Source organism: Streptococcus sanguinis (assembly GCF_020729725.1).
GTDB lineage: Bacteria > Bacillota > Bacilli > Lactobacillales > Streptococcaceae > Streptococcus > Streptococcus sanguinis_V.
Genome location: NZ_JAJEPA010000005.1, coordinates 26,206 through 39,318, shown reverse-complemented (window position 1 = coordinate 39,318; position 13,113 = coordinate 26,206). Strand labels below are relative to the sequence as shown.

The 13,113-nt window shown below is 43.9% G+C and carries 13 protein-coding genes; 3 read left to right on the top strand and 10 right to left on the bottom strand.

Going from position 1 to position 13,113, the window contains the following annotated elements; translation table 11 throughout:
* Positions 1-196: 196 nt before the first annotated feature.
* From K4I03_RS00200 to K4I03_RS00165, 8 genes are all read right to left on the bottom strand, one after another.
* Positions 197-1,171, bottom strand: coding sequence for a hypothetical protein (locus K4I03_RS00200; protein ID WP_125351709.1), 975 nt, complete (start codon positions 1,169-1,171; stop codon positions 197-199).
* Between the two features lie 98 nt (positions 1,172-1,269).
* Positions 1,270-3,015 (bottom strand): ABC transporter ATP-binding protein, encoded by a 1,746-nt coding sequence (locus K4I03_RS00195; protein WP_227963306.1) that lies wholly within the window; start codon positions 3,013-3,015, stop codon positions 1,270-1,272.
* Positions 3,008-4,774, bottom strand: a complete 1,767-nt coding sequence (locus tag K4I03_RS00190; protein WP_227963305.1) for an ABC transporter ATP-binding protein — start codon at positions 4,772-4,774, stop codon at positions 3,008-3,010. Before K4I03_RS00190 ends, K4I03_RS00195 begins: the two co-directional genes overlap by 8 nt.
* Positions 4,775-4,792: 18 nt before the next feature.
* A complete protein-coding gene (locus K4I03_RS00185; RefSeq protein WP_227963304.1) occupies positions 4,793-5,404 on the bottom strand; it encodes a TetR/AcrR family transcriptional regulator in 612 nt (203 codons plus the stop codon).
* A gap of 173 nt (positions 5,405-5,577) precedes the next feature.
* Positions 5,578-5,994, bottom strand: coding sequence for a GNAT family N-acetyltransferase (locus K4I03_RS00180; RefSeq protein ID WP_227963303.1), 417 nt, complete (start codon positions 5,992-5,994; stop codon positions 5,578-5,580).
* A gap of 45 nt (positions 5,995-6,039) precedes the next feature.
* Positions 6,040-6,705, bottom strand: a complete 666-nt coding sequence (locus tag K4I03_RS00175) for an ABC transporter ATP-binding protein (RefSeq protein ID WP_227963302.1) — start codon at positions 6,703-6,705, stop codon at positions 6,040-6,042.
* The gene (locus K4I03_RS00170; protein ID WP_002900595.1) at positions 6,706-7,767 is read right to left on the bottom strand and encodes an ABC transporter permease; all 1,062 of its coding nucleotides are present in this window, start codon (positions 7,765-7,767) and stop codon (positions 6,706-6,708) included.
* A gap of 67 nt (positions 7,768-7,834) precedes the next feature.
* The gene (locus K4I03_RS00165; protein ID WP_227963301.1) at positions 7,835-8,443 is read right to left on the bottom strand and encodes a TetR/AcrR family transcriptional regulator; all 609 of its coding nucleotides are present in this window, start codon (positions 8,441-8,443) and stop codon (positions 7,835-7,837) included.
* 109 nt (positions 8,444-8,552) lie between these two features.
* On the opposite strand from K4I03_RS00165, the gene K4I03_RS00160 reads away from it, so the two are divergent.
* A complete protein-coding gene (locus tag K4I03_RS00160) occupies positions 8,553-9,278 on the top strand; it encodes a hypothetical protein (RefSeq protein WP_223336724.1) in 726 nt (241 codons plus the stop codon).
* A gap of 91 nt (positions 9,279-9,369) precedes the next feature.
* Here K4I03_RS00160 and K4I03_RS00155 read toward each other — a convergent pair whose 3' ends face one another.
* Together K4I03_RS00155 and K4I03_RS00150 are read right to left on the bottom strand one after the other, a co-directional pair.
* Entirely contained in the window at positions 9,370-10,407 is a 1,038-nt protein-coding gene (locus K4I03_RS00155) for a zinc-binding dehydrogenase (protein WP_227963300.1), read from the bottom strand.
* 180 nt (positions 10,408-10,587) lie between these two features.
* The gene (locus K4I03_RS00150; RefSeq protein WP_227963299.1) at positions 10,588-11,058 is read right to left on the bottom strand and encodes an SP_0198 family lipoprotein; all 471 of its coding nucleotides are present in this window, start codon (positions 11,056-11,058) and stop codon (positions 10,588-10,590) included.
* A 264-nt stretch (positions 11,059-11,322) separates the two neighbouring features.
* On the opposite strand from K4I03_RS00150, the gene K4I03_RS00145 reads away from it, so the two are divergent.
* Positions 11,323-11,790 carry a GNAT family N-acetyltransferase gene (locus tag K4I03_RS00145; RefSeq protein ID WP_002915456.1) on the top strand — a complete coding sequence of 156 codons (468 nt, stop codon included), beginning with the start codon at positions 11,323-11,325 and terminating at the stop codon, positions 11,788-11,790.
* Positions 11,791-11,922: 132 nt separating this feature from the next.
* The gene (locus tag K4I03_RS00140; protein WP_227963298.1) at positions 11,923-13,068 is read left to right on the top strand and encodes a cobalamin-independent methionine synthase II family protein; all 1,146 of its coding nucleotides are present in this window, start codon (positions 11,923-11,925) and stop codon (positions 13,066-13,068) included.
* Positions 13,069-13,113 lie beyond the last annotated feature (45 nt).

Below are 13,113 nucleotides of genomic sequence, written 5' to 3'. Positions count from 1 at the left end.
GATACCTCTTCATCTAAAATTAAAATCTTTATTCCTTTTCTTTTCCAAGTTGATAGATTATATCGCTATCATTTATTCTTTGTTATTCTTTTTTCAATATTCTCCCAAATTCACTAATCTACTTCTCACGACTATCAACTATTATACCATTCCTGCCAATAAATGAAAAACAGCAAGCCAATGGCTTGCTCGATTTTCACGGAATTAAAATGCTATGTCCATGATCCTCTGGGAGGTAATAAGATATGTCCCCTGCACTGCTTCCTAGTCTACTCTTACTAAAAATGGAATATAGCTTTGAATCATTCTCAGAATCAATGACAAAACGTCCATTGTCAAAACTTATAGATGCGGACGCTGAAGAATCTTGAAAGATAGATTGTTCACTCTGAGAACGAACCACTCCTTTTATGGTTGCAACTTCTTCAGGATATTTTTCAAAGGATATATCGAAACTAAGTTCTCTAGAAGAAGATGGAAAATAGGACTGATGTTCACTCAGACGAATACTTTGAATCTTTCCCAATGATTGTTCGAGTTCTGGAAGTTCCCTATACAGTTCTGATTGAATCGCTGATTTGAAATTTTCCTGATGTACTTGCAGCCATTCATTAAAGAAACGAGTCGCCCTTTCTTTTTGAACTCGATACACGATATTCTCTCCTGAATCAGCAAGAGCATTCGAAAAATTATACAAGGCTTCCTTTGCCTCATCCTGCTCTCGCTTCCAATCCCAAGAAGAGTCTTCCGATATTTCAATCTCGCCCATATACCAGGTACTCATATCCTGACTTTTGTCTTTATAAGGGTTAGGATGGATAAAAGTAAAGGGTGCAATGCCAGCATCTGGAAAAGACAATTCCGCTCTTAATGATTGTTCTTTATTATCATTGACATAGGCTGAAAAATAGATATGATAATTCCCACTCACGTCACCGCCATTGTCATACTCTCCGCTAGCAGAACCTGGCAAAAGTGTCACAGATTTTATGTGTTTCTTTTCGAAATCCAAGTTTTCAATTATCTTTTTTTTAATAGAATCTTGATGCTCAAGAATAAACTTACCATCGTTACTATATTGAGGCTTAGTCAAAAATGGTAGATTTATAATAAGAATCGGAAGGGCAATAACAATAAAAAGAATAAAAAGCCACTTTTTCGATTTAAACATGAGACTCCCTCTTATTTTGATTAGCAAAGATAGTTTTATTATACCATTCTTTTCTCAGATGAAAAACAGCAAGCCAAGTGACTTGCTGTTTCAGGTTATCACTCCCCCATCTCAATCCGCCAGCTGGCGGCTGTTTTTCTTTCTTGGATAAAATTACTGTAAATGCCTTGTTTGGCTAGTAAGTCTTGATGTTTGCCTTGCTCAACAATGCGGCCTTGATCCAGCACCAAAATCTGGTCTGCATGCTCAACCGTCTTGAGTCGGTGGGCAATCATGATAATGGTCTTATCACGAGTCAGAGCCTGAATAGCCTGCATGAGGGCTTCTTCGTTTTCTGGGTCAACATTGGCTGTCGCTTCGTCCAGAATGATAATAGGCGCATCCTTGATAATAGCCCGTGCGATGGAAATGCGCTGGCGCTCACCTCCAGAAAGACTGGCACCTCCTTCACCAATCTTGGTGTCATAGCCATCAGGCAGTGAGAGGATAAAGTCATGACAGGCTGCTTTCTTGGCAGCTTCTATCACTTCTTCCTGACTGGCCTCCGGCTTGCCAAAACGAATGTTATTGGCAATGGTATCCTCAAAGAGATAGACACTTTGGAAGACAAAGCTGAAATTGCGAATCAGGCTGTCATAGCTGTACTCCTTGACATCATGACCGTCCAAACTGATACTTCCCTGGTCCACATCCCAGAAGCGGGCAATGAGATTGCAGAGCGTTGTTTTGCCAGAGCCAGAAGGTCCGACCAGGGCAGTTGTCGTTTTTTCTGGAATGGTGAGGGAAACCCGGTCAATAATTTTCTTATTCCCATAAGAGAAGCTAACATCTCTCAGCTCAATCCGGCTGCTTTTAGGCTCAATATCCTGACCGCTGATGTCCATCGGCTGGATAGCCAAGACTTGATTGACCATATCAACCGACAAATCAACAATGCGTAGGAGAGAAGAGAAAGAGCCAACGCCGTCTAGATTTTCATAAATCATAAAACCACTGACAATCATCATAATGGTTACCAGCAGCTCCATACTGCCATTGAGATAAAAGTAGATAGAGAAAAGCCCCATAAAGAGACCCGTCAGCTTGGTCACCATGCCCTGGAGGGCAATGTAAGGTGAGGTCACGAGTGTCATTTTGGTATCTAGCTGACTCTTGCCTTCAATAGCCTTGGACAGCTTCTTGGCAGAACGGTTGACCAGATTGTAGTTCTTAACTTCAACAATCCCTTGGCTGTACTCCAAAACAACGGCTACCAGGTCCATATCCGCCTGATACTTGTCATCAGAAACCTTGCCAACTTGCCAACGCATGAGGGTATTTGGCAAGAGAAAGAGGACGAGACCCACCAAGAGAACCAGTCCAACCCGCCAGTCATAGAGAAAGACCAAAATAGTGATGAGTCCAGTCGTCAGAAATCCCTGCACTGTCATCATAACCACTCGCGTAGCTACATCAGACAGCCCTTCCAGCGTATTAGTCGTAACACTAGTAATCTTGCCCAAGCTATTTTGATTAAAGTAACCCATGGGCAGATAGCGCATGTGTTCGGCAATTTCAATCCGCTTCTGAGCACAGGTATGATAGCCTGCTTCCGTCTGCAGCATGGTGATTTTCAGGGTAATCCAGACGTTTAGCACTGTGGATACCAGCATGATGCCCAGAGCCAGCCAGAAAGTCTGCATAGAGAGATTCTTCTCAATCAGTCCCATAACGACTAGGCCAATTGCTGGAATACGCAGAGCGATGATAAAGGACTTGATGACGCCCAGATAAATGGATTGATAAAATTTCCTACGGTCCTCTGACGTACAGAAATCAAAGAATTTCTTCAGTATATTAAGCATGAGTCAGCCCTCCTTCCATCTCACTATTATCCTTGGTAGCAATATGGGCCTGCCACATGGAAGTATAAAGCGGACTGGCTGCCAGCAATTCTTCATGCCGACCTCTAGCTTCAATCCGACCATCATTGACCAAGACTATCTGGTCTGCACTCATAATCGTAGACAGCCTGTGGGCAATGACAATCAAGGTCCGTCCCTCAATCAGACGAGCTAGACTGGACTGGATCCGTGCTTCATTTTCCGGATCTGTATAAGCAGTCGCTTCATCCAAGATAAGAATCGGCGCATCCTTGAGCATGGCACGGGCGATAGCAATCCGTTGACGCTCCCCACCAGATAGATGGCCGCCGCCAGATCCGACCTGAGTTTCAAACCCGTCTTCTAAGTTCATGATAAAGTCATAACAGCCACAGCGACGGGCAATTTCGGTGACCTCTTCATCAGAAGCTGCTGGATTTCCCATCCGGATATTTTCCATAATAGTCTCATCAAAGAGATAGTTATCCTGTGTCACATAAGCAATCTGCAGACTGTAATAGTCTAGCGGAAGCTGGCGAATGTCCAAGCCACCATAGGTAATCTGACCAGAAGTGACGTCCCAGAAAGAAGCTAAAAGCTTGGCAATTGTAGACTTGCCTGAGCCTGATGGCCCAACTAAAGCATTGATGCTGCCAGCCTGAATATCTAGCGAAATACCATGCAGTACTTCCTCTTCATCTGTATAGCCAAAGCTGACATTCGTCATGACCAGATCCCTTCCTTTTGGAAGTTCTCTCAGCTCCCGAGGCCTTTTCAAATCAGGCTTTTCCAAAATATCAATGACTTGGCCAAAAATAGTCCCGATTTTCCGTAAATCGTCCATATAGCTAGCCACTAAAATCAGAGGAGTCAGAAGACTGAGCGACAGAATAATCATCAGAATGAAATTGCCAGCAGTCAAACTGCCTTGCAGATAGAAATAACAGCCAGCCGGAAGCAGAAAGAGCAAGCCTGATGGCAGAAAAGCAGTCACAATGCCCATCTCCAGATTGAACTTGCGCATCCACTCAATAAAGCAGTCTGCTCCTTCTCTAGCAGCTGTCACAAACTTATCATAAGAAAATTTTTCCTTGCCAAAGACCTTGATAACCTCAATCCCATTGATGTATTCCACCGCTGTATCATTGAGCTTTTTGGTCTTGACAAGAGTATTTTGATAGTCCGCTTCGCTATTGGCAGCCATCCGAACATAGGCCAGCACCACAATAGGAATAGTCAGGAGAGACAGCAAGGTCAGCCGCCAATCAATGATCAGCATGGCAATGAGGACAATAATCGGACCAAAAATTCCAGCAGTAAACTCTGGAATCAGGTGAGCCAAGGTCGTTTCGGTCGCATCCACCCGCTCAACGATAATGTTTTTATAACTGCCTGATGACTGACTAAGCACTGTACCTAAAGGCAGCCTAGCCAGCTTGTCTGTCAGGCGGTGCCGCATTTCCGCTAAAATCTTAAAAGTAGCCGTATGCGACAACATGGTGGAAATACCATGGAATCCCCAGTAGCCAATCCAGGCCAGACCTGCCCACGCTGACTGCTGCAGGTAGAAATCCCAGTTTTTATTGCCAGCCAAGAGCTGATTAATCATTCCACCAATAAAGAAATAAGGCAGAAATCCTGAAAGCACAGAGGCAAAGGCAAAGATCAGACTGAGCACAAAATATATTTTATGAAGGGAAACAAAGTCCCAGATCCAAGCAAGGACAGATTTTTTCTTCATAGAATTTCCTTCTTTCTATCAAAAACCTAGCAAACCTCCCCAGTCAAACAAGTTCATGATGGAATGGCAAAATTCCAGCGCCTGCTCTTGGGGCCAGTCTTGAGCCAAGGGCTCAAATACAGCAGTGTAATAAGCTGTCATGCACGATCGCAGAAACTCGTGTTTGACCAAATGATTGTTCTTACCCTCTTTGTATGCCAGCTCCAAATAGCGATAAGTCTCGTCTGCAGCCAAATGAGGCAGACGCATCCTAAAGTCCACTTGCGAAGATCCCTGAGATTTAAAGAGCAAGAGCTGCATAATATCCTTATGTTCATAGAGAATCCGCATCAGGGACTGGAGATCCTCCAAGCGATGGGCCCACATATCAGACAGGTGTCCCTCTTCTAGGAAAGCATAGTCACGTCGCTTCTGCTCTTGTCCATACTGGTCTAAGGCTGTCAGAGTAGGCTCAAGCAGGGCAACAAAGAGACTGTCCTTACTCTCATAGCGCTTATAAAGAGCCCCAGTCGTCAAGCCAGCAGCGTGACAAATTCTCCGCAGTGAAGCATCCTGATAGCCATAAGCCAAGAACTCACTCCTTGCGCTTTCCAAGATTTTTTCGTTTAACTCATCTGTTTCTTTTTTCATGCTTTCAATTCGATAACACTGTTATCACCTTTCTTCCTTTATTATAAATTCTGATAATTCAACTGTCAAGGAAAAACAAAAGAGACCGAGAAATATTTTCATCGGTCTAGTTCTATTCCTTTTTTTCTTGTAAACATGACAAAAGGAGCTTATTAACAAACTCCTATAGAATTTTACTTTTTATTGGGTGCATAAATCATGCCAGTACAGTCGAAATCTTCCTGTCGGCGAAAGCCGAGCTCTTGATAAAAAGTTAGATTTTTATCTGATTGCTCCGTTGCCAACTGGATTTGGTAAACATCCTTAAATCTTTCCAACGTCTGCTGAAGAAGGCTTCGGCCAATCCCCTGACGCTGGTAGTGTGGATACACCAACAAATCCTGAATAAAGACAATGGTAAGCCCATCTCCGACTGCTCGAATCAAACCAACCAACTTATCTTCATCATAGGCCGCCATCACAAACAAAGAATGATGGAATGCCTGCTCTAACTGCTGAGGTCGATTAGTGTAATTGCTCCAACCAACTGAAGCATAGAGGTCTAGCACTGCTGCAAAATCCAGCTGAGGATTTGTTTTATAATGAATCATAGTCCTCTCCTTTTTTTGTTTGATTGCATAAACCATTCTAACGCTTTATCGAACTTGAGTCAGCACTCCGTCTTGCATTTCATAAACCTTATCAACCTCGTCCAGCAGGCGGGTATCGTGAGTAATCATGACCACGCTCTTATTGAATTTCTGGGTCACCTCTTTGAGCAGATGAACCACGCGCTTGGCCCGTTCTGTATCCAGACTAGCTGTCGGCTCATCAGCCAAGATAATATCAGGGCTATTGTAAAGTGCTCGGGCGATTGCAGCCCGCTGCCGTTCTCCGCCGGACAATTCTTTCGGATACTGCTTGAGAGTTCCTTGTAGATCTAGCAACTCAATCAGACTGTCTAGATCCGTCCTTTTCTTTTTAGATAAGCGGTCAATCAGCTGGAACTGGTCTTCGATTTTCAAAAAAGGGATGAGATTGGAAGCCTGCAATATAAAGCCAAAATCATTGAAACGCAGAGCAGCCCGTTCCTTTTCCTTGAGCTGGGAAGTATCTTTCCCATGCAGCAAAATCTGTCCTTTTGAGGGAGTTTGCAAATGGCCCAGCAAGGTAAGAAAGGTTGTTTTACCCGAGCCTGACGGCCCAATAATAGCTACAAACTGCCCTGCTTCCAATCGGAAATCAGTTGGTTTCAGGGCTTGGACCAGCGTATGCCCCTGACCATATTCTTTTGTAACCCCTTTTAGTTCTATGATTGACATTTACTCACCTCCAATCGCTGTGATAGGGTCAATTTTCAGAACCCGATGAATGGACAAGAGTCCGCCAGCCAGTGACATGAACACAATCAGGACAATCAATCCAGCATAAGCTCTCCAGTCACTGTAAAAAGGCATAGAAGCCGGCAAGACTAGCTGGGTTCCCAAGAGAGCCAAGACTGCCAAGCTGATTCCCAGAGTTGACAGGATGAAAATCTGCCAAAAAATAGAAGCAATAATCTTCCCACTGGCAATCCCTTGGGCGCGCATAATACCGTAAAGATGCGTCTTTTGGATGGTAATGATGTACATAAAAATTCCCAATACCAAAAATGTAATCAGAACCATGGCCCCAATCATAAAGGAAAAAGTCAGTACCTGAGGCTGATAACCAGGGATATTTTCTATAAAATCGCTCATAGAGAGCTGACTAAGTCCAGCTTCTTCAATCTTCTGACCATCCTTGACCACAAGTGCACTGATATTCTTAACCTGACTAGAGCCGTACTTTAATTCCCTGAAATCATCTAGATCCATAAAAATTACAGGTTGCGTAAAGAAGCTATTATCCTCTGTGAAACCAACAACCTGATAGAGGCGCTCACTTCCATTAAGCTGAAGCTGGTCGCCTAGTTTCACACCTTTTTGCTGCAGACGCTTATCCGCAATGACTTCATAAGCAGTCTCAGCAGGACGTCCCTCAATAATGTCAGGCGCTAGAAAACTATCCCAAGAGAGACCAAAAACCTGAGCATTGAGTTTATCAGTCCCATCTTCATAATTGGCCACTGCTGACGTTTGTCCCAAAGCAGCGATTGAGTCCCCTTGAAGCAGGCGGCTGTATTCCTCTTCCTTGAGAGTCGAAGCTATTAGATTCTTATTTGCGTACTCCGACAAAACGATCGACTCAGCCTGCCATTGGTCCAAAGCCAAGCGATTGAGCCTAGCCAAACCGACGGAAAGACTAGATAAAAAGAAAACCATATAGGTAATGAGAAAGACCACAGCAACCACTAAACGATAACGCCCACGGCTATAGACAATCTCTTTAAAAGCTAAAAACAAAGCTGTCCTCCTTTGAGATATTCCAGACTATTATACCATAAAGAAGCAAACTGGAAAAACTATCCTGTCAATCCCCCTCCATATGCTCTCTGACAAAACCTGCCAGACCAACAGCGGTCACCCTAGCATGAAAAACACTCATTTGCTGAGCCTTATAGCGAGGATGAGCCAGCCAGTAAGTCAGAGTTCCCATAAAGGACGCAGCTTGATGATTCAGGAGCAAGTCCGCCTCTACCTCCTCTAAATGTGGATTTGCCAAGGAAATACTCTGACAGAAAATCTCCTTCAGAGCTTCCTGCAACCGCCACGAACTAGTCGGACAGCCATTTGGCCCTAAAAGAATGGCTAAGTCTTCCAAGTAAGGCTCAAAAAAATAAAAAAGATTCTGTTTCTCATGGATATAGTCTTCCACTTTAAAATCCTTTTCTAACTTGAACAAGCAGGCAGATTCTAGAACCTCTTGATAATAGGCCTGCAAATCACCTAGCAAGCGGTCTTCTATCTTCTCCAGCAGATCATATTTATCCAAATAATGCCGATAAAAAGTACTTCGATTCATCTCTGCCAAGTCAATCAATTGGCGAATACTGATGCTCTCAAAAGTCTGCTCTTTCATCAACTGCAGCAAGCTAGTCTCTATCCGCTTTTCTGTCTCTCTTCTTTTTTTCTCATACATACCATTCACCTCAAAATGCAACAGTCTATCTAAAATTGATGCTTGTATGCCATCCAGCTCCCACTATATAATAAATATAAGCAGAAGACAAGAACAAGAGGATTAAAAGATGAAGATTATGATCAATCAAAAGGAAGTCAGTCAAGAAAGAATTGAGCACTGGCGGAAGAAGAGAATCCATAAAGCAGCCAAGATACTTAATCTACAGCTGCCCAATACTGACAACACGGAGATTTTAGACCAAGCCCTACTGGAAGCAAAAATGAAGCTGACATACGAAGAGCTAATCCAGCAATTCGGAACCAAACTCAAATGGAGCCAATATTTAATGAAATGGGCCGCCAAATGGTCCAAGAAACCACGAAAAAGAGCTATCATCACGATTTTTGCAAGTGAACTGACTATTGCTTCTTTCAGTAAATGGCTAGAAAAATTGATGTTAGAAAAGACAAATGTTCATAAAAGCGTCAATCTTGGTGCCTGTCCAGACCATTATGCCATGCAGACACACGGCGGTAAACTGGAAGTCATTGAGACAGCAGGAAATAGCCCTCTGCCGACACAGTTTTTTCTTAATCTTGGTGGTGAAGCCGAGATAGAGGAGCCTCGTGATTCATCTTATCCCTTCCAAACTGCTGGTGCTGCCAGTCTAGCGAATGGTTGCAATATCGGTGGTATTCGCCATCAGTTTCGCGACACAGAAAAAGGTCTAGAAGCCCGATTCTGCGTCGAATTCCCCAGCCTTTGTCCAGACAGCCTTATCAAAGAACACCAGCTCCACCTGGCCGCCGAATGGTCAAGGTGGATAGCTTGGTGTAGAGAACATAAAGAATGAATTCCCTTTCCTAAAAAATACCTATCAAGCCATACAAAAACAGCCTACTGCCATCTTAAAGAGACCGCAGCAAGACTGTTTTCTTCTTTACCTAATCAAAGACAATCATGGACTTAATGGTCTTGCGTTCATCCATATCTTTATAAGCTTGATCAATATCTTCCAGTTTGTAGCTTGAAGTAAAGACCTTGCCTGGATTAATATCACCATCAAGAACTGCCTTGAGCAAGATTTGCTTGTCGTAAGTTGTGACAGAGGCTGCTCCGCCTGCCACTGTAATGTTTTGAGCAAAGGTAGAACCGAGCGCACGGTTATTGTAATGAGGAACACCAACGAAACCTAAACGTCCACCATTGTGAAGAACCCCAAGGGCTTGATCTACGGCTACTTCTGTTCCGACACATTCCAGAGCTGCATCTGCACCACCACCAAGGATTTCACGGACCTTGGCAATTCCTTCTTCGCCACGTTCAGCCACAACAGCTGTCGCACCTGATTCCAAGGCCATCTTTTGTCGATCTTCGTGACGGCTCATAAGAACGATTTGGGAAGCGCCACGCATTTTAGCAGAAATCACAGCGCATTGCCCCACAGCTCCATCACCAATCACGACCACCTTATCACCAGGCTTAACATCTGCCACTCGCGCAGCATGATAGCCAGTCGGCATGACATCAGCCAGTGTCAAGAGGGATTTGAGCATGCCTTCTGTATAATCAGAAGGCTGACCCGGAATTTTGACAAGAGCCCAGTTGGCATATTCGAAGCGAATGTACTCCGCTTGCACCCCATTAGACCAATTGGTGCCAATATGGCGGTCACAAGTCCCATCATAGCCAGCGCGACAGGCATCACACTCCCCACAGCCATGGGTGAAAGGTGCAATGACAAAATCTCCCGGTTTGACCGTTGTAATAGCCTCTCCGATTTCTTCGACAATTCCAATGGCTTCGTGCCCACTATTTTGATGGCCGGATTCAATATCTGGATTACGATAACTCCAGAGATCCGATCCGCAAACGCAAGTACGGACAATGCGGATAATAGCATCATCTGCTGCCTCAATTTGCGGGCGACCAATTTCTGCTAGGCCAACTTGGCCCGCTTTTGTATAAACTGCCAATTTCATCGTTTCTTCTCCTTTGATATCTTTATTGCAACTATTATACAACTTAAAGCACCCTTCAAGTCAAATATTTGATATCATTTAAGATAAAATTTTTATAAAAAAAGGAAACTCCATTCTCAGAGTTTCCTAGTTTAATTCCTCACTGCTCATCCTGTTGTCCTGAGCAGAATGAGAAGCGCTTTACTGCTTGGTAAAGGTCAGAGTATCTGGATCATCATCCAATTCGTCCACAATCAGCTGATTGCCATTTTGGCGATAGCTTTTAGCATCATCACCAACTATCAGTCTTTGGTTAGCAGCATCTACTTGTACCTGCTTGATCTCCTTACTGCCATCAACCTCGGTCTCAGTCCAAGTACCAGTCGTACCATTGATTTCTAGGACGTGCTGGTCACCATCATGGTCGGTTGCTTGATAGCGCCCGTCTAGATTAGTAGCCTGCCCTGCATTTGATGATGACGAAGGCTGATTAGAGGAAGATGCAGCTGATGACTGCGAAGTCTGATTTTGCGCAGATTGTGATGTCTGGTCTTGCGTATTCTGTGATGAACTAGTATTCCCTCCTTGGTTGGTATTGCCTGAGCAAGCAGCCAATAGGACTGCTGCTGTCAGAGATAGAATTCCGATAAAGGCTTTTTTTGTAATAGTCATATCGCTTTCTCCTTTTTCTACATTTGTAGTTTATACTTATATTCTACACTTGTCTGTTTCATTTGTCAAGAAAAAGCAGTTTTTATTAAAAGGAAAATACACCTAGCAGTTTTTATTATAAGGAAAATACACCTAAAGGAAATGAGTCACTCTGATTGACATTTGCAATTCAGACGCTACTTGTTCTCTTAGTCTTTTCGAACTCTCTTGACAAAATAGTTCCCTGTCGTATAATGATTCTTAAAAAGATAAAAGGAGAAGATCATGCCAATCAGAAAAGCCCAAGTCAGCGATATTCCTGAACTCCAAGAACTCCTTCAGCAAATCTTGCTTGTCCACCATCAGGCTCGTCCGGACATTTTCAAGGCCAAGGGCAGCAAGTTTAGCAATGAAGAATTAGAGAAGATTCTGGGTCAAGAATCCACCCCTATTTTTGTCTTTGAAAATGAAGCTGGAGGAATCCTCGGTCACCTCTTTTGCTCCATCAAGGAACCTGTCAGTCCTATACTCAATCCCATCAAAACACTTTTTATTGAGGACTTATGTGTGGATGAGAAAGCCAGAAGGCAAAAGGTCGGCGAGCAGCTTTATCGCTTTGCAGAAGACTATGCTCGGAAAATCGACTGCTATAATCTGACTCTCAATGTTTGGAACGACAATGTCGGAGCCCTGCGTTTCTATGAGCGATTAGGGCTTCAGCCTCAGGAAACAGTGATAGAGAAGATTCTTTGATCTTGAAAGACAAATTTCAGGAAGCGCTAGCAATAGTTTTCGGCTATACTCTACCAGTATAATTAACTATTTTATTTGCCGAGAAATTTTCGATACAATAGACCGTAATCCCTAATGAAAGTGAGAAATCTTATGACAAAATCAAAATTTCAACTGGTTGGATCTCTTCTGCGCCCAGAAAATCTCCGCCAGTATAAAACAGAAATTGAGCACCGCGACGACATTCAATACCCCTTCTACGACAGCTTCCCAGGCTACCATGAGACGGAGACAGCTGACATCAAGGAGATTATCGCTGAGCAAAAGGCTAAGGGTATTGACATCCTGACGGATGGAGAATACTCCAAGTCTATGTGGCATCTGGACTTTGTCTGGGGACTTAAGGGAATCGAGCGCTACATTGCTGACCACGGCTATACCTTCAAAGACCATGACGGCGGGCAATACGAGACCCGCAAGGATATTGGTATCCGCATCACAGCACCACTCTCTGGAAAAAATCATCACTTTATTGAGATTTATAAGCTAGTCAAGGAAGAGGCAGATGGTGAGGATACCAAGCTGACTGTCTGGGGACCTGCCCATGCTTATACTGAGTTAGCAGTCTTTGACCGCTTGGCTGGACCAGGACAAGTTTACGAGACCAATGAAGATTTGAAAAAAGGCTTGATACAGGCCTATAAGGAATTTTTGGACGACTATAAGGCTGCTGGCGGACAGATTATCCAGTTTGACGACTGCCTCTGGGAGCTTTTTGACGAGTCCAATCCTGCTAGCTTCTTTGCGGAGGGCAATGCTAGTCTTGCTGACCTGGCAGACGAATTTGTCGCTATTAATAACGAAGTTGTTGACTATGCCCATGAGCTAGGACTGACTGTCTGGACCCACAACTGCCGTGGCAACTACGAAAGCCGCTCTGCTGCTGAAGGCACCTACGAAGCTATCACGGAAAAATTCCTGCGCGACCAACACTATGATCGCTACTTCCTAGAGTGGGACAGTGATGTAGCGGGTGATGTATCAGCCCTAGCAGCTTTGAAAGACAAGGATGCAGAAGTCGTTTTAGGACTGCTCTCTAGTAAGACGACAGGCTTGGATGATGAAAAGCGTGTCCTAGACCTCCTCGAGAAAGCAGCAACCGTTCTACCGAAAGAGCGTCTCCTGCTCTCCCACCAATGCGGCTTTGCCTCTTGTGACTCTGGAAATGAACTCACCATTGAACAACAATGGGCCAAAATCAAACAAGGCCAAGAAATCGCCCAGAAATTCTGGGGATAATAAGCAAAAAAGCGGTATGACCGCTTTTTTCAATGCTTTTAAAAT